This is a genomic window from Paenibacillus sp. JJ-100 (assembly GCF_948329825.1).
Taxonomy (GTDB): domain Bacteria; phylum Bacillota; class Bacilli; order Paenibacillales; family Paenibacillaceae; genus Paenibacillus.
In genome coordinates, this window is sequence record NZ_CAOJCM010000003.1 from 169,296 (window position 1) to 190,785 (window position 21,490).

Here is a 21,490-nt window from a genome sequence, read left to right on the forward strand (position 1 = left end):
TATCGTGGTGGGGAAAGAAAATCCCCGCCAAAGATTCAGACGGGGATGAGTCAAACATTAGATACTTTTAAAATCATGGGGACGAGATCGTAAACTTCTCATATTGCGGTTTATTTTCAAAGATCAGAATCGTTTTACTACGTGCTATATATCCTACTGTTGCATGAAGCTGCTCTGAGATGAACCGAATCGGGACATAGGCAATCCCTTCTCTCATCAACAGCGGAGCATCATTCATCGTGATTTCACCGTTAACCGTTACTTGTTTGTTACCCACACCCCACTGAATCGTTTTGCCTTCTTGTGTAATGGTAGCTTCCTGCGTGTCGTTGTCCCAATTCACACGAGCATTCAATTGCTCGGAGACAAAACGTAGAGGCACATATGTCCGGCCTTCATCAATAAAAGGAACCGAATCAAGTACGTAGGCTCGATCACCTACATATGCCGTGCTAGAGCCTTCGATCAAGCGCTGAAAACGGCCCTGAGGTGTGCGTTTCTGCTCCCTCACATTCATCTGGTTGAGCAGATGCATCGTATGACTGCCGTTTGACACATCCAGGTAGTTATTGTGTACGGTAAGACCGGCGGGTTCTGTGTCCGTTACAGTCTCTTGCACACCTGTTGCCAAGGTAGTGGATGCAGAGATGTTGTCTGGGCCCAATCCATTGCCAAGGGTGAACGATAGGTCGGAGATCGGGGTTAGATCCCATATCCGGTTATTGGACAGCTTTAGGCTGTTCAGTTGGGTTAACTCACGCAGAGGCTCCAGATCGTATATATGATTGGATTCTGCATTCAATTCGGTCAAATCCGTCAGTGCCGCCAGGCTACTAAGCTGCTGGATGTGGTTGCTTGAGATATCCAGTGTGCGGAGTTGTGTCATGTGACTCAAAGGTGTAATGCTGGCGATCTGATTACCTGCAACATTCAGCTCTCGTAGTGTGTTTGGTAGATCCGTGAGCACATCAAGGGCAGAAATCTGATTATTCGCTACATTGAGCTGCTCCAGTTGTGTGTGTTCCGCAAGGGGAGTAAGATCCTTAATCTCGTTATTGGCGAGTTCGATCCATTTCAGCGAATGCAGTTCCTTCAATGCCTCAAGACTTGAAATCTGGTTGCCGCTCGCATGCAAGGTATGTAATCTGTGGAACTTTCGAACCGCCTCAATGGATTGGATTGAATTGTTACTAATATACAGGCGACCCAGTTGATGCAATGCAGCAAGAGGTTGGATGGAAGTCACATAATTGTTTCGAACGTCAATTTCACGAAGCTGAGTCAACTGTTTTAAAGGAGTAAGGTCCGTAATTTCATTGCCATACAGTCGCAAATGAGTCAAGTTAGTAGCGTGTTCCAGTCCCGACAGATCCTGAATGCCTGCATTGCTCAGATCCACCACACGAAGAGGCTTCAGGTCAGCCGAAGTCAGGGATTGATCGACAGGGATGTTCAAAATCAACTTCAGTCCTTCTTCCAGTGCCGGATCCTTGATGAGGTGTTCTTCCGTTTCGGTAGTCATATGAGCCATCGCTTGACCCGCAGTGCCTAGACTTAGAATACATATCAATAAAATTAGCGTGATTCTCTTCATTACATGCCTTCCCTCCAGATCACAATGATTAATATAAGATCATATCTCTAACCCGGTAACCTCCGAGTTCAATTGGAATTCGTCATTTGGTTATGCAGAGCACAATGCACTTCTAGTTATTAACCCATCTTGGAAAAATAGGAACAATGATTTTGTAACATATCTATGTATACTTTTATTCTATACGATAATGGCTCTACCTTGTACATTTTCAATATATCATTTTGTCCAAATTCAAGCTATTTCCAATCCGGCATATTCAATCCCTTTGGGAAAGGGTTAAAGATGTAGAGATGCTAATTGTGGAGGAGATGTGCCGATGAGGAAGGCAATGATCATTAGCAACCCGTCGTCAGGCAAGGAGAGAGCGAAGCAATACGTATCGAAAGTCCAGGCTATTCTGGAATCCAAGCAGTACGGGGTGGTCGTTAATGAAACGGCTGGGGAAGGGGATGCTGCGCATTACGGCCTGAGTGCCTGCAAGGATGGATGTGATCTGGTAGTCTCCATCGGGGGAGATGGTACGTTGCATGAAACGATTAACGGTATGTTGGATCAGGAACATCGGCCCCTTCTGGGTATCGTTCCCCTCGGAACGGTGAATGATTTTGCGCGGGCCTTACATATCTCTCTTGACCCTGATGAAGCGATTGAACAGCTTCGCTCGGAACAGACCCGATGGGTTGATCTCGGTGCGGTGAATGGACAGCTTTTTGCTAATGTAGTGGCTGCTGGTTCGCTGGCAGAAGCCCTGTTCTCGGTATCGTCAGAGGAAAAGTCGAAGCTTGGGGCTTTCGCTTACATGAAGGAAGGGTTGAAGGATCTTGTGAGTACACCCGACAATATGCTGAGAATTGAATATGACGGACAGTCGTGGGAAGGGGAATCTCCCCTTTTCCTGGCGGCACTTACTAACTCGGTCGGAGGATTCGAGAAACTGTCACCGGATGCGGAGGTCGACGACGGGCTGATTCACTGCTTTGTGATCCGGAACATTGGTGTCCTCAACAGCTTGACCCTGGGTACTTCACTATTCTTTGGCAATTTGAAAGAGCATAAGGACGTGGACTATTTTACAGCTAAAGAAGTACATGTTCACTCGGATAAACCAATTCGCACGAATGTAGATGGAGAGGAAGGGCCAGCTCTCCCCATTGATATTCGTGTTCTGCCAAGCTATATGAAGGTTATCGTACCGGAAAAATCCTAGCTGATTCTGCTAATACAGGATGTCTGGATCAAAAACGGATCATTTCTCCATATAAATCTGGGGAAAGTCTATTGAAACCGATTGCAGGTATGTGTCACAATCATAGACGAAAGGCAGGCATGGACATACTAGTGTGTATGTGCTAGAGTTACAAGCCAATTCACTTTATTTTTGATTATGGAGGGGAAACATCTTGAGAACCATTAAACTGGGCAGCAGTGCACTCGATGTGCCTGTAATTGCTGTAGGTTGTATGCGAATCAATTCATTGGACAGTAAGGAGGCGGAGCATTTCGTACGCTCTGCTATGGAAGTGGGAGCGAATTTCTTCGATCACGCCGATATTTACGGCACAGGAGCATGTGAGGAGATTTTTGCCGATGCTGTGCAGATGAATCCCCAAGTCCGTGAAAATTTGATTCTTCAATCCAAATGCGGTATACGCAAAGGGATGTTTGATTTCTCAAAAGAACATATCCTGAATTCTGTCGATGGCATTCTGCAACGGTTGAGAACAGAATATTTGGATGTGTTGCTCCTGCACCGTCCGGATGCGCTAGTTGAGCCGGAAGAAGTAGCTGAAGCATTCGATCAATTGGAACGTGAGGGTAAAGTGCGTCACTTCGGCGTATCGAACCAGAATCCGAATCAGATTGAACTATTAAAAAAATACGTCAAACAGCCGCTGGTAGCTAATCAGCTGCAGATGAGTATTACGAATACAACGATGATCGATAGCGGCATCAACGTGAATATGGAGAATGATGCTGCGGTGAATAGAGATGGCAGTATCTTGGACTATTGCCGTCTGCATGACATGACCATTCAGCCGTGGTCTCCATTCCAATACGGATTCTTCGAAGGTGTCTTCCTGGACAATGAGAAGTTTCCGGAATTGAATGCTAAGATCAATGAGATCGCTGCAAAGTATGATGTGAGCAATACCACGATTGCAATTGCATGGTTGCTTCGTCACCCTGCTAAGATGCAACCCGTGACAGGCACCATGAATATTGAACGTCTCAGAGATTGTGTGAAAGCAAGTGATGTTCACCTGACTCGCCTTGAATGGTATGAGATTTACCGTGCAGCAGGTAATGTTCTGCCATAAATCAGGCACAAAGATATGAATCTCTCTAATGTAGTGATCTTGTAGTTGCTACTGAGGGATGGATAATCGACACGAGCCGGACAGGCTCGTGTTTGATTTGTTCACATTTAGGCTTGGAGATCGACACTTTTCGATATAAAATATAGGTACATACCTTCTTGATTAAAAAAGGATTAAAATGTAATTAATACAAATTTGTTGAAAAGGTTTTATTGAAAAGACCGTATAGATTACATATAATTACTTTTACATACACGTTGCATCCTAACAATCTTGTTTTTGGTTTTTTATTTTGGAGGGTGGTGTTCCCTTGGAGCCGACAACCACGATACGCGATCATTTAGAACGTTATCTGAAGAGTGAACAGATGTCGATTAGTCTTTTTTCCGAGTTGTCAGGAATTAATTCTGGCACACTTAGTAATATATTGAATAAAAATCGACCTATCTCCATGCAGCAGTTGGACCGTATTACATCAGCCATGAAGCTGGTACCGGGCCATTTCTACGAGTTGTATATTGATGAGTGCTTCGTGCACGCTACCCCGGACTGGAGAAGACTAGGGCCCTTCCTGCATCGATGTGCCGAATTAGATAAACTCGACTGCATCGAACAGGTTGTTCGTCTGATGATGGATAATTTGTCGTATATCCCGTTGTTATTCGAGGTGGCCGAAGAGTTTTACCATGCTGGCAAAAGGAAACCAGCAACCCTTCTATATGAAACGATCGCCGAAAGCGAGAAGATGCAGCATTCCGAGCGGCTTGCCCTCTGTCAGTACCGTCTTTTCAAGCTCGGGCTGACGAATGATCAGCAACGTAATGTGATTATTGCAGCACAGTTTGAATACTACGTGGATCGACTGGATGAGCGTTATCAACTGGATGCACTGAATGAACTAATTAATGCATTTGGAGCTTTGCATAGATGGAATAAAGTACAGGAGTTGTCCGAGAAATTAAAAATTAAAGCGACAGTCCATTATGAACTGAATGGCAGAAGGAAGCAGGAAGAGACCAAAAGACCGATCATTTTTTATATCCTGTATTCTTATCTTGCTTCGGGAAGCGCATATTATCATCAGAAGGATTATCATAAAGCACTTGAGTATGTTGCTCTATATGCAGATCATAGCTGGGTTAAAGATCCTAATGAAGAAGAAAGAGTGGTCATGAACCAGTTTCAAGAATGGGCTGTAGCTAACCGATATATTTATCAATTAATGGCTGGACAGTTTGAGGTGTTACCTGATTATTTGGACTATATATCAACCAAAGAGAATGAAATTTTCCCGGCACTATGTGATATCGTGAAGGCAGCTCTTCAATATCATCAGAATATTGATCATGTTCTGCGGGATTACCAATCCTATTTTGTATATCAAGAGCAAAGCAATCGAATTGGTAAAGTCAGCAGACAGGTGACGGATGATCGATATTTACGACTATTATTGGATCTGGGAGCATATTATTTAAGGAAAAATGAGTATCATTTAGGTATCAGATTTGTGTTAGATAGTTTAAAATTTGCTATTGAAATTAGCAGTGGACGAGGTATGCTAAGAGGAGTCGGACTGTTTGAGCAATACAGGGAATTCGCACCAGAGACGGCGAAACAGGAATACAAAATGATCATTAGTGAGGTGCAGAAACTCAATGAAGAGAAAGTTGACTTTGTTGATAGCTACATGTAGTATCGTTGTATCCATCACGTCCCCTATTGCGCAACCTGTCCCAGACACCCAGAATCCCAACCTTGAAATTATGAAACCTAATGATCACGGATTTGGAACGTAAATGCGATACGAAATAAGGTTCAGGGGCATAAGCCTGAACCCCGGAACGCTTCTGATTGACTCAGAAGCGTTCTTTTTTTTGCAATAAAATACATCTGTCATATCTTCGCTCAACTATCGATTGGCATAATCAGCTAAAATATGACAAAAGGAGGGGGAGTCATGGATCGGTTGGAACTGAGAACACAGATTGAGGACGCCAGACAGCAGCTGCATCAGGTACAATTACAATACGGTAGTCTGCTTCATCCTGAAGTGATCCGACATTCTGTAGCACTAGATGACCTCCTGAATCAATATAACCGGACACAAGTGAAGAAATGGATGAATTAAAATAGTCTATTTACAATGACGTTTTTGTGTATTATAGTTAGTTACATGAGTAACCAACCAATCAACCAACTAACTGACCGCCGACTAACTCAAACGAACTCACGTGAATTCAAAAGCATATCCATTATCATTATGTAAGAAAGTTGGAAACAGATGAAATCGACTTTAGATGAATCGCAACCTATTTTTCATCAGATCGCCATGATGATCATGGATGATATTGTGGAAGGTAGATTAAGGGTGGAGGAACAGGTACCCTCAACGAATGAGTTGTCTCGCTTTTATAATATTAATCCGGCTACAGCACGAAAGGGGCTACAGGAGTTGGTGGACAAAGGCATTATCTATAAACAGCGAGGTGTAGGCATGTTTGTTGCCAAAGGAGCCAGAGAAGCGTTGCTTGTTGAACGGAGACAGCATTTTTACGAAGAATATATCAAGCCTTTACTTGAAGAAGCCAGACGCATTCGTATGGATGAGGATATGATTATTGATCTAATCCGAGGCAAGAAGGATAAGGAGAGTGAACTATGATTCGTATGGATCAGGTAAGTTATAGTTATCAGAAGAATACCCCCGCTATACTCAACGAGATCGATCTGCATGAGAGTGAGCCTGTGATTGGGGCTATCTGGGGAAGGAATGGTGCTGGAAAAACAACACTGATGAGTCTGCTCGCAGGACACAACCGACCTGATCGTGGAACCGTTCAGATTATGGGTCAGAACCCGTATAATAATCTGTCCGCTCAGGGGCATCTATGCTACATCCAAGAGAATCATCCACTTGGCAGAAACTGGACCATTCATGATCTGGTTGCCATCGGTTCACATTTCCATTCTAAATGGGATCAGCAGCTTGCCAAGCGTCTCATCGACCTGTTCGAGCTACCCTCCAAAAATAAAATCAGCAAATACTCCAAAGGCATGAAGACAGCCGCCCAGATTATTTTGGGTCTATGCAGTAACGCAAGTGTAACGATTATGGATGAACCCACGAACGGACTGGATGCCGAGAAACGAAAACTGTTCTACGAATCCTTACTCGAAACGTATGAAAATAATCCACGTTTGATGCTGATATCGACGCATCATATTGAAGAAGTACAGCCTTTGTGTGAAACGCTGATCGTAGTTCATCAAGGGAAGTTGTTATACCATCATCCTATGGATGAGATGCGCGAACGAGGAATTCTCCTAACAGGGTCTAATCGAGATGTGGAACAAGCGTCACAAGGTGCCCGTATTATCGATACTACTCGTATAGGCACGACCAGCAAAGTGTTGATCGATGACGTGTATTCACAGGAATGGACGACTAAGGCGAAGGATCACGGGCTTTCTATTGACAGAGCATCGCTACAGGATTATCTGGTGAATGTCACTCGGAAGCAAGAGGAGGTGAGTGTATGAATGCAGTAAAAGGAACGAATCGACTGATGTTAGATGACATGCGTCTATATCTGACCATCTTTACTTCTATTGCTCTTGGACTGACAGCGATATATATCGCCATTAGCCTATTATTTAATGTAAGTTATTCCTCACAGTTATTAGGACCCATGTATGGAGGGATATGTGCTTTTGCTGTTGCAGGTCTGATTACACTCTACCCGGTAGCCATTGGGTTGGGCAGTACTCGAATTCAGTTCATGAAATCATTTTATATGATGGGGGCCTGCATGGTGGCTGGTACCATGGTCATTTTGCATACCATCTATCTGATCGTTCATCTGCTGAACACAAGAGGAGGGTTAGGGGTTACATTGTTTCAACCCGGGATGCTATATTCCTCCCAATATCGTATATTTTCTTACTTGTGGATTGATCTGATGCTTGGTTTTTTGGTTCTCGGTCTGTCCGTTTTCTTAACCGTTTGCTGGATTCGGCTGGGGATGCGTAACTTCCTGATTCTATTGTTTGGCTTGGGTCTTGTGATGTCGCTGGTGACAGTATTCACTGATCTAATTGAATTATTGGGGTGGATCACTAAGGTAGATATGCTGCTCCTGTTTACCGTTCTAGGCTTGATCGGTGGAGCACTGCTTCTGTCAACCTATCCCATGATGAAACATGCGCCGCTTGTACGAAAAAGCAGCAAAGGCTAAGCATAATCCAGTTAAGGTTCTTTCATAAAAAAATGCAAAGTGGTCAGATCGTGATAAGGACAGCATATTCAGTAGTGAAAAAACACGAGGGAGAAACTCGCCTCGTGTTTTTGTATTGTTGTGTTATGCCTGAGCTTGTCCTTGCGGTCTGAAACCTTCTTCTTGAAGATATTCACCAGCTTCGCCACGTGATTCAAAAGCCATCTCCAGCTCCTGACCGGCATACACACACCACATGTCATTATCATATTTTAATGTGAGGGTGTGTCCCTCGTCATTGATCCAGATTCCGCCTCCCGAAGAAAGTGTAACGGGAACCGATTTCTTCTCGGCCGGAACTTGCTCAACCACATCAGCTGCGTCTGGGTTGTGGGACATGGCTTCAATCGTTGCATCCAGCAATGTGCGTAGATCGGCCTCAGAATAATCACGGATGTTAACGAACCCTTTGGCGTCCGTCTCGTAGTTCGGCAAGAGTCCTGCATAGATATAACCGTTACCGTTCGGATGAATATGGAGTGCCACAATCTTTTTCTCATAGGCACTGTCTTCGTAGTGGAAATTCACACGCCCTAGAGAAACATTTTTGCGTTGTAGCTGAGGGTAAGATTCCAGAATTTCAAGCTTTCGTTCAACGTTAAGCATATGTGCCTCCTGTTACTAGTTAGGTAGTGGGATTATACCACAGGTGAAGTCTGGAAACATCCTGTCCATGACGTGGTACGAACGCACCTCTTTATCATGACCCTTATGATCCTGTGAATAAACGTTGATCTTCAATATTGATGCCTACAGCTCCAAGCTCTATAATCCGGGATACATTTTCCTTCACTTCTGACACAGACCTGCCATGCCCTCCCTCTATATCGACGGTTACAGGCAAATTCTCACTCCTGATAATACGTTCCAGGTTCCTTTATAAAATAAAATGACGCTGATGCTGTAAATCTTACTGTAAAGAAACCTGCTTCTCATGCTGAAGTAGCCAATTTTTACGTGTTAATCCGCCTCCATAACCGCCTAATTCACCACTTGCATTAATTACACGGTGACATGGGATGACAATGGCCAGTTGATTGGTTCCATTGGCTTGTGCTACTGCTCGGCAAGCAGACGGTTTTCCAACAATGCTCGCGATCTCTTGATAGGATCTCGTTTCTCCAGCTGGAATGGCTAATAGTGCTTCCCAGACTTGTTTTTGAAATGGTGTTCCTAAACAGAACAACGCTGTGTCGAACGCTGTTCTTTTGCCGTCGAAATATTCAGTTAACTCCCGTTCTATGGATTGGATCGGTGGTGTTATACCAGGTACAATCGAAGATTTGGTCCTCTTACGCAGGCGCTCCACTTCGCGTTCCAGCCCTCTGCGGTCAACGAATTCAAGTAAATATAAGGCCTTCTCGTCGGCAACAGCCATCATGGGGCCAAGGCGGGTGTCAATCCAAGCTGCCTTCAGTATTCGTTCCTCATCTACATGTGTAGGTGCAGCCCCCATAATCCGCGAAAAGGCATCTCGAAATCCACTGCTGGATTCATATCCGGTCGAGAGCTGGCTATCAATGACGGTGCGTCCTGAACGAATATGTTTTAGAGCTAGTCCCATTCGTCGGGCCCGTGCGTACTCAACAAAGGTCATGCCAAATCTTTTTTTGAACTGACGACGAGCCGTAGATTCATCAATAGATAATGCCCGAAAGTCCTGGCCCTTCCAGCGTTTTTCGGGCTCCTTCTCGACAGCCTCCACCAGCATGCGAACCACGTCCGAAACATGATTGGGATGAGATAAAGGCCGGCACCGCTGACAAGGGCGGAATGAGGCAAGCAGGGCTTGCTGAGCGGTTTCGTAAAACTCGCAGTTCTCAAATTTGGGTTTCCGCGCCGGGCAGGTCGGACGGCAGAATACTCCCGTTGTTTTGACCCCTACATAAAATATACCTTCGTATTCTGAATCTTTGGCTACCAGCGCCTGATAATATTGTTCCTTTAGATCTGGAGAGATCATAAGTCGCACGTCCTTACTTCAGTAGAGTCATTATCTTACCTCCTATTATAGGTGAGGATTACACATTCCATCGCCGAAAATCAGGCATCGATTCTGATTATGAAGGGATCAAGAATAACAGTGACAGTCTTAATTTTAAACTAATTTACATATTATGGAGCTTCATGAGGGACGATATCGTGTAGTGATGAATAAGGTTTACTTCGAAGTCGTGCAAGAGAATGGTGCAAGAAGATTGAAGGGAGAAGATGTAGTATGAATGAAGCGGTAATCAGGAAATCTGTATGGTATACGGCGGTGTTGTGTATGCTCCTTACCATTAGCGCCTGTGGCGCCAAAAATAATAAAGAGTCTGTTCAGGAACATGCATATCCGCAGTCCAAGCAACCCATCGAAGAAGCTGGACAAGATTCTGTGCCTAATGCCGAGGCTAAGAACAACAATGATCAGAATAACGCAAATGATGAGGAAAGCAAGATGGAGAAGCAGTCTACTTCTTCGGCATCGTCCAAGGAGATTGACATTGTTATTGATCAATCGGATAAACCGATCGAGGGCAACAGCTTTGATTTTGCGATCAAAAACGTACCTGATGGGTATACCTTAACGGAAATGCAATGGACATCAAACACAGTGACGATTGTGAATTCTTTACAGGAAGCGATCGAGCATGGTGCGAACGGAGAGGACGGCTTTTATTTTAGCGGCAATGGTCAGTTCTCAGGCTTTATCTATTCGGACGAGATGAAGGGTGAACGCGGGAAAGCCACGTTTGTATTCACCAATGATGAGGGTAACATGCTAATGTCCGAGAAGGAAATCAAGTTGAAATAAACACAGTGCTCTTCAGGAGGCGGGGAGCCACATACACCATCTTTGTACGGTTGAAAGTACAGTTGAGAATATAGTTAAAAATAAAACAGGAAAAGCAGCCTTTTGGGCTGCTTTTTGGGTATGCATTTTTGCATCACTACTTCTGTGGAGGTCATTTGTCTAAGATAGCTGCTCTGGCGCTCCTACATAAATTCAAAGAAATAACGAACCACGTGGAACATGACTGGCGAGGTATAGGTAAGACTATCCACCCGGCTGAGATAACTCTCTTTAAGTGCGTCCGATTTGTTGTCATCCCCGATGAGCAGATCACGTTTCAGCACGGACACGGTGAGGCTACCGAAGAATCCGGCAAGGCTGATCAATGCCCCAATGAACAACGAGAATGGCCAATCAAAAGGCGTTAAGTAAGGATGAATGAAATAGGAGGCGGCCGTCGTGACAAGGAATGCACACACAAACCCTTCCCATGTGAGAAAAGGATTCGCTGTAGGCACCACCTTTCGTTTGCCCCAATATAGAGATATCAGATAGTGCACCACATCATTAAGCTGCGTTAACACGACAAGAAAGAGTACCAGCTTCGACCCGTACTCTGGCGTGGCAAATGGGAAATAAGCCAGATGGCTAAGTCCAAATACCATCAGCATGAGGCCCCACTGTGTGGAGCTGACACTGCGCAGGAAGCCGATAGTTCCTTTGTTGATTAGTCGCGGCATGGGTAAGAACAGAAATACATAGAGTGGAATAAAGACGATAAACATGCCATACCATCCAATGTAAATCCAGTAAAACTGCACGGGAATCGCAAGATATGCCCATAGAAACAGACGGCGGTCGGCCTTGCGTGTGTTGCGGATCATGGAGAAATACTCTTTCAGTGAGAAAAAAGCAAGCACCATGAGTGAGATTAGAGAAACAATAGGGTTAAACAAGGTAGCGAGGCAAAAGATAACCAGCATGCCCCACCAGGTTTTGATTTTGGTTCCGATGCCCGAATAATCCTTATCTGGTTGCAGTCTAGCAATTACTTTATACACAATATGAATAACAAGTAAGGCTGCAAAGATCAGGGTTAGTGTGAATAGGGAACTGCTCATGTATGAGATCACCTGCTTATTCATTGTGACATTCCATTATAGGATACTATGTTATTATGAAGGAATAGTGACAACTTGATAAGGGGAAATATGAGGATGACCGATAAACGATCCATTTATATTTTGCTGACGAATACAGGGACGTTGTTCACGAGAGTGATTCAGAGCTACACCAGAGCGCCATATAACCACGCTTCCATCTCGTTTGACCGGGAATTAACGGAATTGTATAGTTTTGGACGCAAACATCCAAGCAATCCTCTGAATGGCGGTTTTGTGAAGGAAGATATCCAGACGGGTACTTATAGTAAGTATCCCAATACGACATGTGTCATCTATGAGCTTCAGGTTACGGAGCGTGAAGTGGAAAAAATGAAGCGTGTGCTGCACATCTTCATTCGCAGCCGTCAGAAATATATGTACAATCTTCTAGGTGTGATTGGAATTACGCTTAAGGAGCCGGTGGAGTTCAGCAACTCCTATTTTTGCTCTCAGTTCGTAGCTGAGATTCTGCAACGCTCGGGGATCAAGCTGTGGGATAAGCTGCCGGCACTGGTCACCCCGGACGATTTTCGCCAATGTGAGCAGCTGAAGCTGGTGTATGAGGGGAGACTGAAGGAATATTCTATTAGTAGCGAGGAAGAGGTTCCTTACTTGGAATAGCAGCTGAGGTCCGCTTAAGGGGTTGGAACTACAGTAAAATAGGCAGATGGATGCCATCTGTCTTTTTGCGTTATATGTAAGTTTCTTGCCAATGAGTTCAGGATATTATGCATATGCACAAGTAATTTCGTCCTTTCATCAATATTTATTTGGTTCCCCAGCTACTATAATGAAAGCGTGTTCAACAAGTGCGAGGGGGAAATGAACAATGGAATCCTTAACAATAAGCTGGATTGGAGCACTGGCAGGACTTGCAATAGCCATTATACTAATCCTGAGAAAGCTTAATCCCGTGTATTCTTTATTTTTAGGCGCAATTGTAGGCGCTTTAATTGGCGGAGCGAACCTAGATCAAACTGTCAATATACTAGTCAACGGCACTCAAAGCGTCATGGGGACAGTTCTTCGGGTGCTTGCTGCAGGGGTGCTGGCAGGTGTCATGATGGAATCAGGTGCAGCAGAGACAATTGCCCAAGCCATTGTGCGGAAGTTTGGAGGCAGCAAAGCTATTCTGGCACTGGCTCTAGCAACGATGATTATTACTGCTGTCGGCGTATTTATTCCAGTCGCGGTATTGATTGTTGCTCCGATTGCACTCTCGGTAGGTAACAAAATGGGCATATCCAAACTCGCGTTAATTCTGGCACTATCCGGTGGAGGCAAGGCAGGGAATGTGATCTCTCCGAACCCGAATACGATTGCGGCTGCACGTGGCTTTGACCTCGACCTCAGTAGTGTCATGCTGGCAGGGGTTATTCCAGCCATCTTCGGATTAATTGTAACCGTTATTGTGACTTCCATGCTGAAGAATAAAGGAGTAATGGTATCTGATCAGGAAGCGGAACAGGGTGAAGTGGATACCTCAAAATATCCACCATTGGGTAAGGCCATTGTTGCACCGCTGACAGCTATCATTCTACTGATGATTAATCCGATTGGTTCCATAGCAGGCATTGAAGCCTTGTCTGCGTTCAAGGTCGATGCCATGTACATTCTGCCGCTTGCAGGAATCATCGGTATGCTGGCCATGGGACAAGGACGAAATATCGTTAAATATACAACATCAGGTTTGAACAAAATGACGGCAACTGTGCTAATTTTGGTGGGCGCTGGTGGTATTGCAGGACTTATCTCGGCTTCTAACCTGTCCGCTCAGGTAGTCAGTTTGATTGAAGCCTCTGGCGTATCAGGTACCTTCCTGGCACCTATCGCAGGGATTCTTATGGCAGCAGCTACAGCGTCAACATCAACGGGGGTTATCTTAGCGACAGGCTCCTTCGGTGATGCCATTCTGAATATGGGCACAGCACCATTAGCAGCGGCTGTCATGGTTCATACTGGCGCTACAGTTATTGATTCTCTGCCACAGGGGAACTACTTCCACGTCACGGCAGATAGCATGAAGATGACCATTCGCCAGCGGATGGGAGTCGTCCCTTATGAAGCTATTGTAGGTGGAACGATGGCAATTATAGCGACAATATTATATGGATTTATCCTTTAGTATAACGGATGGAGCGTGAGAGATATGGAAGAGACAGTGGATATGATGAAAGGCAGAGAAACTACGTTTGTGCTAGCTCCGGACTCATTCAAAGAGAGCATGACTGCGAAGCAAGTCTGTGAGGCGATGGAGAAAGGTCTTCGAAAAATATATCCGACTGCCCGTTATGTTCATGTACCCATGGCCGATGGTGGGGAAGGGACAGTACAGTCACTCGTTGATGCTTCAGGCGGTGCAATATATCAACAGGAGGTCCAAGGCCCGCTGGGTGAAAAGGTCCTGGCTCAGTACGGTATACTTGGTGACGGTACGACAGCTGCTATTGAGATGGCTTCTGCAAGTGGTATTCATCTCGTCACACAGGAGAATCGGAATCCGCTGCGTACTTCAACTTATGGAACGGGGGAACTGATCTCAGCGTGCCTGAATCGGGGAATTCGTAAAATCATTATCGGGATTGGCGGCAGTGCTACCAATGATGGCGGTGCTGGCATGGCTGAAGCTCTTGGTGTGAAGTTTCTGGATGCTTCGGGTCAGCCGCTTGCACGCGGAGGAGGGGCTTTGCGTCAACTTGCCCGGATTGATGTGTCCGGCTTGGATGAGCGTCTGCAAGAAGTTGAATTTATCGTGGCTTGTGATGTCACCAATCCACTGTGCGGCGAGCATGGTGCTTCACAGGTGTTTGGACCACAGAAGGGCGCTTCTTCCGAGATGGTACAGCAACTGGATGCCAGCTTATCACATTATGCAGATATCGTACGGGATCAGCTGGGCAAGGACATTCGCCATGTGCCCGGGGCCGGAGCTGCAGGAGGTCTGGGCGCAGGACTTTTAATTTTTACACAAGCAGTGCTCCGCAAAGGGATTGAGATCGTTATCGAATATACAGCATTACAGGAGAAGCTGAAGCATGCCGATGTGGTGTTTACAGGTGAGGGCGGGATTGACTTTCAAACGAAATTTGGCAAAACGCCCTATGGCGTAGCCCAAGCGGCTAAGGCTGCAGGTAAACCCGTTATTGCAATAGCTGGGTATATAGGAGAGGGAATTGATACACTATACGCAGAAGGTATTGATGCAGTGTTTGGCATTGTGCCAGGTGCTGCCGGGCTGGAGCAGTTGTTGCAAGAGGGACCAGCTAACGTAGAACGCACCACGGAAAACATTGCAAGGGTACTTAAGCTTGGACTGCATCTGTAGGTGGAGCACTGATGGTCTAGCTACTTCGAGGTAAACAAAAAGCGGGACATGGATCAGCCTTAAACTAGGCAGTCTGTGTCCCTTTTTGCTGTATGCTATTATGGTTGATCTTAACTCTTAACCCTGAGGCTACTCCAGTTCGCGCTACTTTCGGGCTATTGATAATGTCTCAATAAACCATGCGTGAGCTCGATAAGTTCCAGCCAATTACGTGGATCTCTGCCTGTAAGAGTATGGATTCGTTTGAGGCGGTACTGCAAAGTGTTGCGATGAATATTGAGATGATCCGCCGTAGCAGACATGCTGCCGCTATGATGAATGAAACTGCGTAGCGTCTCTAATAGGTCTGCGCTATCCTCTAACTTGCTGATAGTATTGGTGTGAGGATTCAAATCGGCTATGCTGAACTGTACCAGAAAAGGTACATCCTCATAATGCATAACATGTATGGCAGGTTGAAGCGCTTGCAGGATCTGGATGACAGAGCGAGCCTGGGCATACCCGGTTGCGATATTAGTTTCCTTTTGACTAACACCAATCCAGATCTCATTAGGAGCCAATTGCATAAGCAGCTGAATCGTAGGTTTGATGTCTGCATCGTTTTGAATCAGTATGAGTTGAGCCTGTTCTTCTCCTTCCAACGGGAATGACGGAAGATGGGATGCAAAACGAGCCAATTCCATCTGCATTCCTGCCTGTTCCTCTGCGCGTTTTTGGCTGGGTTTCATGTATAACAGCACACTGGGAAGTTGCAGGTCAATCTGATACTGCTTGGCTTCTTTACAGAACTTCTGGGAGTATGAGCCCGTGTGGTTCAGTAACCGTTCCCAAAATGCCTTTTGCTGTGAAGCCTCAAGAGCCTGACTCTCCAGCTGTACACGCTGTTCAATCAAGAGGGCTACGGTGGTACGCACAATGTTGCAGAATGGACGCACCTCATCCGGGTGACCGGATATGCCGATGACGCCTACATGCTGTTGATTGATGAGAATGGGTTCGTTCGTGCCCATTCTCTCCAGGCGTCCATCCTGCCAGACCTCAATCATTTTTCCGGTCCGCAGTGCACGGACTGCCCCTTGATGAACAGTTCCGACTCGTTCTCTCTGCCCGCTCCCTATAATAATGCCCTGTTCATTCATAATGTTGATGTTGTAGGGGATATCCTGCATCATTTTATCTACAATATCCTGTGCCTGTTTCTCGGATAGCTGTAACAATAGTAACCCATCCTTTCCTCTGGTTCTGATGAAAGTGGATATTTTCAATATAATTATGTGCTTCTAAGTACTTGTGCATATGAACAAAATTATAAAGAATGGGGAAGGCTCGTACAAGCGAAGATCGTCGGTTACACTAAACTTCATTGGCATCTGGCCTGCACCATCGTACATGGTAACAGCATCATTTTGGGTAAAGTTGTAAATAGGTATACCAACGTTTTATACTCAAATAGATACACATCGTCCATGGTTCGTTCATTATTATGAACATATCTATTTACTTTTTTTATGGAGAGGATGTAGAAGCGGCATGAGAGAACTTCAGGTTCAAACGAAATATGGTACGGTTCAAGGCGAGCTTTTACACGGTGCAAGCGTATGGAAAGGCATTCCGTATGCGAAGCCACCTGTAGGGGAGTTGCGTTTCCGCGCTCCGGTGCAACCTGAGTCATGGGATGGGATCAGACAGGCAACCGCATTTGGTCCTGAAAATATACAACCGCGCCATGATTCAGAATGGATGGGCGGGCACAAGCCGCCAGAGTCGGAAGACAGTCTATATCTAAACATCTGGGCACCGGAAAAAGAAAGTAGTCACTCCCTTCCCGTCATGGTGTGGATCCACGGGGGTTCATTCGTTACGGGATCAGGCAGCTTGCCGGTATATGACGGTACACAGTTAGCCGTTCGCAGTGATGTCATTGTCGTCACTATAAATTATCGTCTTGGACCACTTGGCTTCCTTCATATGGCTCCGCTGGGCAATTCGTATGTGACCAATGCAGGATTGCTGGATCAGGTGGCGGCTCTTCAGTGGGTAAAGGATAACATTGCAGCCTTCGGCGGTGACCCAGAGCAGGTTACTGTGTTTGGTGAATCAGCAGGTAGTATGAGTATAGCGGCATTGATGGCTATGCCATCGGCTAAAGGGCTGTTCCAGCGTGCCATTATGGAGAGTGGTGCTTCACAATTTATGCGGGGAGAACAAGCTGACGCTTTACGAGAAGGCATGTTGAATGTTCTTGGTGTAGATCGGGACAAGCTGGAGAAGTTGAACAGTATTCCAGTGGAACAGATTATGGCGGCAGCAGAAACAGTGAGACAACAGAGCGGAGCAGGTATGGCTTTATTGTTCCAGCCTGTACTGGATGGTGAGACACTTCCTCAAATACCGCTGCAAGCTGTAAATGAAGGCTCCGCAGAGGGCATTCCAGTACTTATCGGCACAACGCTTCATGAGGGAGCACTGTTTATTCAGCCGCATGTGCCATTTTCGAATGAAATTGATATGGTGCAGGGTGTTGATTTTATGGCGCCGGATCTGGAGAATCGCGTTGCCATCGCGGATAGTTATCCCAAAACCGCAGATGGACAAGCCCAGGTCATGACAGATATGTTCTTCTGGCGGTCAGCGCTGCAGTATGCGGCTGCACAGCAGAAGCATGCTCCAGTGTGGATGTACCGTTTTGACTGGGTAATGCCTGAACATCCGCTTCTAAGCAGAGCCATTCACAGCATTGAGATGTTCTTTGTATTTAATACACTGGATGAGCTGAAATTCATGAAAGCTGAGCCGGATGAGGCTGCTAGAGCTCTTGCTCTTAAGGTGCAGGATGCCTGGATTTCTTTTGCCAAGCATGGTAAACCGGAGACAGCAGGAATGGAATGGCCTGAATATAGCCAGGATCGGGCAACGCTGATCTTCAACCATGAGATTGAGGTTGTTCATGATCCAGAAGCATCTAAACGTGAACTTTTAGGGGTTAAATAAGCCAGCTCTCTTATTAAAGTTTCATAAGTTGGATAGCTCTGTATGAAAAATACAAATACAAAGGCAGCCTTGTGGATTGTAGACGAAGCTGCCCTTTTTGGTTATGCCATGGCATATACCGAGGCATATTCATGTTACCATAGTGATTTTTCTTTATAGTGTAGGCTGCTATTCCTTTAAATTCAATCTAAAAATAGGTTGAATCCAGAGTGCAGTGAGCCATCGTATGGAACATATCTCCGAAATCACGTATACTAGCGGAATAGTGAATTGTAGAATGGAGAGTTAATATATGTCTAATCTGCCTAATTGTCCAAGTTGTAATTCGGAATATACGTACGAGGACGGCCTGATGTTCGTTTGCCCGGAGTGCGCGCATGAATGGTCTTTGGAAGAAGATCAAGGTAACACAGAGGATTCCAAAGTGGTGCGTGATGCGAACGGGAATGTGCTGAATGATGGTGATACGGTTACAGTTATCAAAGACCTGAAGGTTAAGGGTAGCTCCCTCGTTGTGAAACAAGGAACGAAGGTCAAGAATATTCGTCTAATTGACGGAGATCATGATATTGATTGCAAGATCGATAGTCTGGGTGCTATGAAGTTGAAATCCGAATTTGTGAAAAAAATCTAAGCTGGATTCCAAACGCTATACGTAGGCTCGTCAGCGATGGTAATCTGATAAAGAGAACGCTCATTTCTGCATGTCGTGGAAGTGAACGTTCTTTTTTTTGGTTGGGCGCAACAGAAAAGTGAACCTGAAAAGCATCTGCTTTGTCTATAGATTTGAAAAGACGATCTAGAGAAAGGGGGAAGAGATGTTGAGCGAAAGGGAACTGTTCGAGTTGTACAACAAGGACGTGTATCGGACCTGTTACTACATGCTCCATCATGCCCAAGATGCAGAAGATGTCTGCCACGACGTTTTTGTTACAGTATTCCGTCAGGACTGGCAGAAGGTGGAGTATAAGAAAACGTGGCTGATGAAAATTACGGTGAATCACTGTCTCAATTTTCTGAAAAGAGTACAAAAATCCAAGCTGAGGGAAAAAAAGCAGTTTTTGCTCACGCCGCAGCGAACGGCAGATCCGGTAGATATACAGATTGAACATGTAGAGGAATCTGCACTGTGGGCACAATGGATTCAGGAACTGCCAGAGAAAATGCGATCAGCGATACTGCTGCGTTATATGAATGATTTAAGTTTGGCCGAGATTGCAGAAATTCTTGAAATTCCGACGGGCACCGTGAAGTCAAGGATCTATAAGGCTATTCGTTTGTTGAGGAAAAAATGGGATCAAGCTGGTAAGCCGTATCAGAAAGGGGAGGTATACAGTGAACCATACGGAAAAAAAGTTGTCTCATCATCTGAAAAATGATGCAGATATTTCTTATCCTGATTTTAATGCCATGTGGGATCAGATCGCACAGGATCAGGAGCGCTGCCCCGAACTTCATAGTTCAGCAGGGAGCGGGAAGGTACCGCGGCGTTTGAAATGGAAAAAGACTGTGCTGATCGGAACAGCTGCGGTCATTCTTATGGCGACACCTGTGTATGCTGCGGTGCATTACAATTGGCTTGACCTTTTGGATCATCGGAGCGGTATTCAGACTGCGATTCAAAATGGACTTGGACAGAAGCTGAATCAGTCAGTGAGTATAAAGGGAGTGACGTTAACATTAGATACTGCCTTTTCCGACGATAATCGTACGGTAATTTTGTATACACTGAACCCTGGTAAGTACAAAGGGGATACCCTGAGATTTCCTTCGATTGGTCTGAGAGATGAGACTGGCAAGTTGATTGAAGGCAGGTACTATCATGATTTTAATCGTACGGACGGAGAATACAAAGGTTATTTTGAAACGGAGTGGACACCATCAGGAAACGAGGCCAATGTTGATTTTACGGTAAGTGGAATCCAGGTATTAGCTCCTGAGGAACAGGAGATCGACCTCGATATTTCTCAGCGGCATTCACAGATGTTCGATATCCATAAAGACGGCTTGGGTAAACTTGCAGTGAGTGTATTCAACGAGAAAGATGATCAAGTGATGTTGTCTACATCTTTAACTTTTGATCAGTCTGAGGTTCGTGATTATGCCTTTCCTTATTTAAAGATATACGATCAGAAAGGACAGACAATAGAGTGGATTGCGCCGAGCATAAGCGGTAAGCCGGGAGTAAATGGTGAATATTTATCAGAACAATTCTATAACCTGGACACGTTAAAGCAGCAAGCCTCATCTTATGTACTCGCTTATCATAAAGAAGAAGGTACAATGGATCAATCACTGGATATCAGTATACGTCTGGATAAAACGGAGATGCTTAGCGGTACGAGTAAAAGGGTACTGAATCTCCCTCTGGAGAAGCAATCGGATGGAGTACTCGTTAAAGAAGCTATCATTACACCGACTCAAATTCGGGTGACTCTTGCTCAGGATAAAGCAATTTTGCAACTGCCATATTTGAAATATGATCTGGATGTGAATGGGACCCAGCTGGAGGGTGCAGTATGGCCGTCAGAGGATTCGAAGCAAATGGAACTGCGTTTTGAAGTAGATCCTGGTCTGAAAATTAATCCAGATACGCCAATGACCCTGTATGCTCATCATAAAGTCGATTATGTTGAGGGTGACTTTGAGCCGGTTACTCTATCTGGAATAAGTGAGAAACCACAGGTTGTGGATACAAACCTGGGCGGTTTTATAATCCATTGGACATATTACCTTAAGGACGGAGATTTGTACGTGGAGAGGTATAGTGATGATCCGCATTTCGGGGGGATGAATCAGACCTTTATGCTCCTAAAGGGTGAACGAAGTTATGGGATGCCTGTTAAGACCCAATTTGCCGGTGACGGAGACAATCAGGGTATTGATCGGTATGAGAAGTATACATCAGATACGGCAGTTGTATATCCTTGGATGTACAGTACAGAAGAACCGGAAGGTAAAACGGTCGTACCCATAGTGGAAGAGAAGAGAGATTAGAAAAAGCCGCTGTGATCAGGCGAGAGAAGCGCTCTCATTTATTCCGAAT

General features: G+C 45.2%; 21 protein-coding genes. 15 read left to right on the top strand and 6 right to left on the bottom strand.

The window, feature by feature from the left end:
- Positions 1-73: 73 nt before the first annotated feature.
- A complete protein-coding gene (locus tag PQG66_RS13830; protein WP_272038302.1) occupies positions 74-1,594 on the bottom strand; it encodes a leucine-rich repeat domain-containing protein in 1,521 nt (506 codons plus the stop codon).
- A gap of 319 nt (positions 1,595-1,913) precedes the next feature.
- Between PQG66_RS13830 and PQG66_RS13835 the strand changes: the two genes are divergently transcribed.
- The 7 genes from PQG66_RS13835 (at position 1,914) to PQG66_RS13865 (ending at position 8,150) form a co-directional block, all read left to right on the top strand.
- Positions 1,914-2,804, top strand: a complete 891-nt coding sequence (locus tag PQG66_RS13835; protein ID WP_272038303.1) for a diacylglycerol/lipid kinase family protein — start codon at positions 1,914-1,916, stop codon at positions 2,802-2,804.
- A 193-nt stretch (positions 2,805-2,997) separates the two neighbouring features.
- On the top strand, positions 2,998-3,915 hold the full coding sequence (locus tag PQG66_RS13840) for an aldo/keto reductase (RefSeq protein WP_272038304.1): 918 nt from the start codon (positions 2,998-3,000) through the stop codon (positions 3,913-3,915).
- 310 nt (positions 3,916-4,225) lie between these two features.
- Positions 4,226-5,608, top strand: coding sequence for a helix-turn-helix domain-containing protein (locus tag PQG66_RS13845; protein ID WP_272038305.1), 1,383 nt, complete (start codon positions 4,226-4,228; stop codon positions 5,606-5,608).
- Between the two features lie 264 nt (positions 5,609-5,872).
- Entirely contained in the window at positions 5,873-6,043 is a 171-nt protein-coding gene (locus PQG66_RS13850; RefSeq protein WP_272038306.1) for an aspartyl-phosphate phosphatase Spo0E family protein, read from the top strand.
- 153 nt (positions 6,044-6,196) lie between these two features.
- On the top strand, positions 6,197-6,577 hold the full coding sequence (locus tag PQG66_RS13855; RefSeq protein WP_272038308.1) for a GntR family transcriptional regulator: 381 nt from the start codon (positions 6,197-6,199) through the stop codon (positions 6,575-6,577).
- Positions 6,574-7,455 (top strand): ATP-binding cassette domain-containing protein, encoded by an 882-nt coding sequence (locus PQG66_RS13860; RefSeq protein WP_272038310.1) that lies wholly within the window; start codon positions 6,574-6,576, stop codon positions 7,453-7,455. The genes PQG66_RS13855 and PQG66_RS13860 overlap by 4 nt, the downstream gene beginning before the upstream one ends.
- Positions 7,452-8,150 (top strand): hypothetical protein, encoded by a 699-nt coding sequence (locus PQG66_RS13865; protein WP_272038311.1) that lies wholly within the window; start codon positions 7,452-7,454, stop codon positions 8,148-8,150. Before PQG66_RS13860 ends, PQG66_RS13865 begins: the two co-directional genes overlap by 4 nt.
- A 123-nt stretch (positions 8,151-8,273) precedes the next feature.
- Here the strand turns inward: PQG66_RS13865 and PQG66_RS13870 are convergent, their stop codons facing one another.
- The 3 genes from PQG66_RS13870 to PQG66_RS13880 form a co-directional block, all read right to left on the bottom strand.
- Positions 8,274-8,795: a hypothetical protein gene (locus tag PQG66_RS13870; RefSeq protein WP_272038312.1), complete on the bottom strand. Its 522-nt coding sequence runs from the start codon at positions 8,793-8,795 to the stop codon at positions 8,274-8,276.
- 103 nt (positions 8,796-8,898) lie between these two features.
- Positions 8,899-9,060 carry an isocitrate lyase/phosphoenolpyruvate mutase family protein gene (locus PQG66_RS13875; protein WP_334220786.1) on the bottom strand — a complete coding sequence of 54 codons (162 nt, stop codon included), beginning with the start codon at positions 9,058-9,060 and terminating at the stop codon, positions 8,899-8,901.
- A gap of 39 nt (positions 9,061-9,099) precedes the next feature.
- Positions 9,100-10,152, bottom strand: coding sequence for a bifunctional transcriptional activator/DNA repair enzyme AdaA (locus PQG66_RS13880; RefSeq protein ID WP_272038313.1), 1,053 nt, complete (start codon positions 10,150-10,152; stop codon positions 9,100-9,102).
- 255 nt (positions 10,153-10,407) lie between these two features.
- Between PQG66_RS13880 and PQG66_RS13885 the strand changes: the two genes are divergently transcribed.
- Positions 10,408-10,986 carry a hypothetical protein gene (locus PQG66_RS13885; RefSeq protein ID WP_272038314.1) on the top strand — a complete coding sequence of 193 codons (579 nt, stop codon included), beginning with the start codon at positions 10,408-10,410 and terminating at the stop codon, positions 10,984-10,986.
- Between the two features lie 182 nt (positions 10,987-11,168).
- Here PQG66_RS13885 and PQG66_RS13890 read toward each other — a convergent pair whose 3' ends face one another.
- Entirely contained in the window at positions 11,169-12,086 is a 918-nt protein-coding gene (locus PQG66_RS13890; protein ID WP_272038315.1) for a phosphatidate cytidylyltransferase, read from the bottom strand.
- A 96-nt stretch (positions 12,087-12,182) separates the two neighbouring features.
- Between PQG66_RS13890 and PQG66_RS13895 the strand changes: the two genes are divergently transcribed.
- From PQG66_RS13895 to PQG66_RS13905, 3 genes are all read left to right on the top strand, one after another.
- Positions 12,183-12,749, top strand: a complete 567-nt coding sequence (locus tag PQG66_RS13895; protein WP_272038316.1) for a hypothetical protein — start codon at positions 12,183-12,185, stop codon at positions 12,747-12,749.
- A gap of 208 nt (positions 12,750-12,957) precedes the next feature.
- Positions 12,958-14,253, top strand: a complete 1,296-nt coding sequence (locus tag PQG66_RS13900; protein WP_272038317.1) for a GntP family permease — start codon at positions 12,958-12,960, stop codon at positions 14,251-14,253.
- A 24-nt stretch (positions 14,254-14,277) separates the two neighbouring features.
- The gene (locus PQG66_RS13905; RefSeq protein WP_272038318.1) at positions 14,278-15,453 is read left to right on the top strand and encodes a glycerate kinase; all 1,176 of its coding nucleotides are present in this window, start codon (positions 14,278-14,280) and stop codon (positions 15,451-15,453) included.
- Positions 15,454-15,608: 155 nt separating this feature from the next.
- On the opposite strand, the gene PQG66_RS13910 is transcribed toward PQG66_RS13905, so the two are convergent.
- Positions 15,609-16,670 carry a CdaR family transcriptional regulator gene (locus PQG66_RS13910; RefSeq protein WP_272038319.1) on the bottom strand — a complete coding sequence of 354 codons (1,062 nt, stop codon included), beginning with the start codon at positions 16,668-16,670 and terminating at the stop codon, positions 15,609-15,611.
- A 313-nt stretch (positions 16,671-16,983) separates the two neighbouring features.
- Between PQG66_RS13910 and PQG66_RS13915 the strand changes: the two genes are divergently transcribed.
- From PQG66_RS13915 to PQG66_RS13930, 4 genes are all read left to right on the top strand, one after another.
- The gene (locus PQG66_RS13915; protein WP_272038320.1) at positions 16,984-18,444 is read left to right on the top strand and encodes a carboxylesterase/lipase family protein; all 1,461 of its coding nucleotides are present in this window, start codon (positions 16,984-16,986) and stop codon (positions 18,442-18,444) included.
- A 292-nt stretch (positions 18,445-18,736) separates the two neighbouring features.
- Positions 18,737-19,078, top strand: a complete 342-nt coding sequence (locus PQG66_RS13920; RefSeq protein ID WP_272038321.1) for a zinc ribbon domain-containing protein YjdM — start codon at positions 18,737-18,739, stop codon at positions 19,076-19,078.
- A gap of 184 nt (positions 19,079-19,262) precedes the next feature.
- Positions 19,263-19,823 carry an RNA polymerase sigma factor gene (locus PQG66_RS13925; protein WP_334220781.1) on the top strand — a complete coding sequence of 187 codons (561 nt, stop codon included), beginning with the start codon at positions 19,263-19,265 and terminating at the stop codon, positions 19,821-19,823.
- Complete coding sequence (locus PQG66_RS13930) at positions 19,780-21,441, top strand: DUF4179 domain-containing protein (protein WP_272038322.1); 1,662 nt, start codon at positions 19,780-19,782, stop codon at positions 21,439-21,441. The genes PQG66_RS13925 and PQG66_RS13930 overlap by 44 nt, the downstream gene beginning before the upstream one ends.
- Positions 21,442-21,490 lie beyond the last annotated feature (49 nt).

What these genes read in the sequence shown, in the direction of transcription:
- PQG66_RS13850 (WP_272038306.1), top strand. Translation starts at nt 5,873, where the DNA reads ATGGATCGGTTGGAACTGAGAACACAGATTGAGGACGCCAGACAGCAG.
- PQG66_RS13895 (WP_272038316.1), top strand. Translation starts at nt 12,183, where the DNA reads ATGACCGATAAACGATCCATTTATATTTTGCTGACGAATACAGGGACG.
- PQG66_RS13880 (WP_272038313.1), bottom strand. Translation starts at nt 10,152, where the DNA reads ATGATCTCTCCAGATCTAAAGGAACAATATTATCAGGCGCTGGTAGCC.
- PQG66_RS13890 (WP_272038315.1), bottom strand. Translation starts at nt 12,086, where the DNA reads ATGAGCAGTTCCCTATTCACACTAACCCTGATCTTTGCAGCCTTACTT.
- PQG66_RS13855 (WP_272038308.1), top strand. Translation starts at nt 6,197, where the DNA reads ATGAAATCGACTTTAGATGAATCGCAACCTATTTTTCATCAGATCGCC.
- PQG66_RS13905 (WP_272038318.1), top strand. Translation starts at nt 14,278, where the DNA reads ATGGAAGAGACAGTGGATATGATGAAAGGCAGAGAAACTACGTTTGTG.
- PQG66_RS13870 (WP_272038312.1), bottom strand. Translation starts at nt 8,795, where the DNA reads ATGCTTAACGTTGAACGAAAGCTTGAAATTCTGGAATCTTACCCTCAG.
- PQG66_RS13835 (WP_272038303.1), top strand. Translation starts at nt 1,914, where the DNA reads ATGAGGAAGGCAATGATCATTAGCAACCCGTCGTCAGGCAAGGAGAGA.
- PQG66_RS13925 (WP_334220781.1), top strand. Translation starts at nt 19,263, where the DNA reads ATGTTGAGCGAAAGGGAACTGTTCGAGTTGTACAACAAGGACGTGTAT.
- PQG66_RS13915 (WP_272038320.1), top strand. Translation starts at nt 16,984, where the DNA reads ATGAGAGAACTTCAGGTTCAAACGAAATATGGTACGGTTCAAGGCGAG.
- PQG66_RS13860 (WP_272038310.1), top strand. Translation starts at nt 6,574, where the DNA reads ATGATTCGTATGGATCAGGTAAGTTATAGTTATCAGAAGAATACCCCC.
- PQG66_RS13865 (WP_272038311.1), top strand. Translation starts at nt 7,452, where the DNA reads ATGAATGCAGTAAAAGGAACGAATCGACTGATGTTAGATGACATGCGT.
- PQG66_RS13920 (WP_272038321.1), top strand. Translation starts at nt 18,737, where the DNA reads ATGTCTAATCTGCCTAATTGTCCAAGTTGTAATTCGGAATATACGTAC.
- PQG66_RS13900 (WP_272038317.1), top strand. Translation starts at nt 12,958, where the DNA reads ATGGAATCCTTAACAATAAGCTGGATTGGAGCACTGGCAGGACTTGCA.
- PQG66_RS13830 (WP_272038302.1), bottom strand. Translation starts at nt 1,594, where the DNA reads ATGAAGAGAATCACGCTAATTTTATTGATATGTATTCTAAGTCTAGGC.
- PQG66_RS13885 (WP_272038314.1), top strand. Translation starts at nt 10,408, where the DNA reads ATGAATGAAGCGGTAATCAGGAAATCTGTATGGTATACGGCGGTGTTG.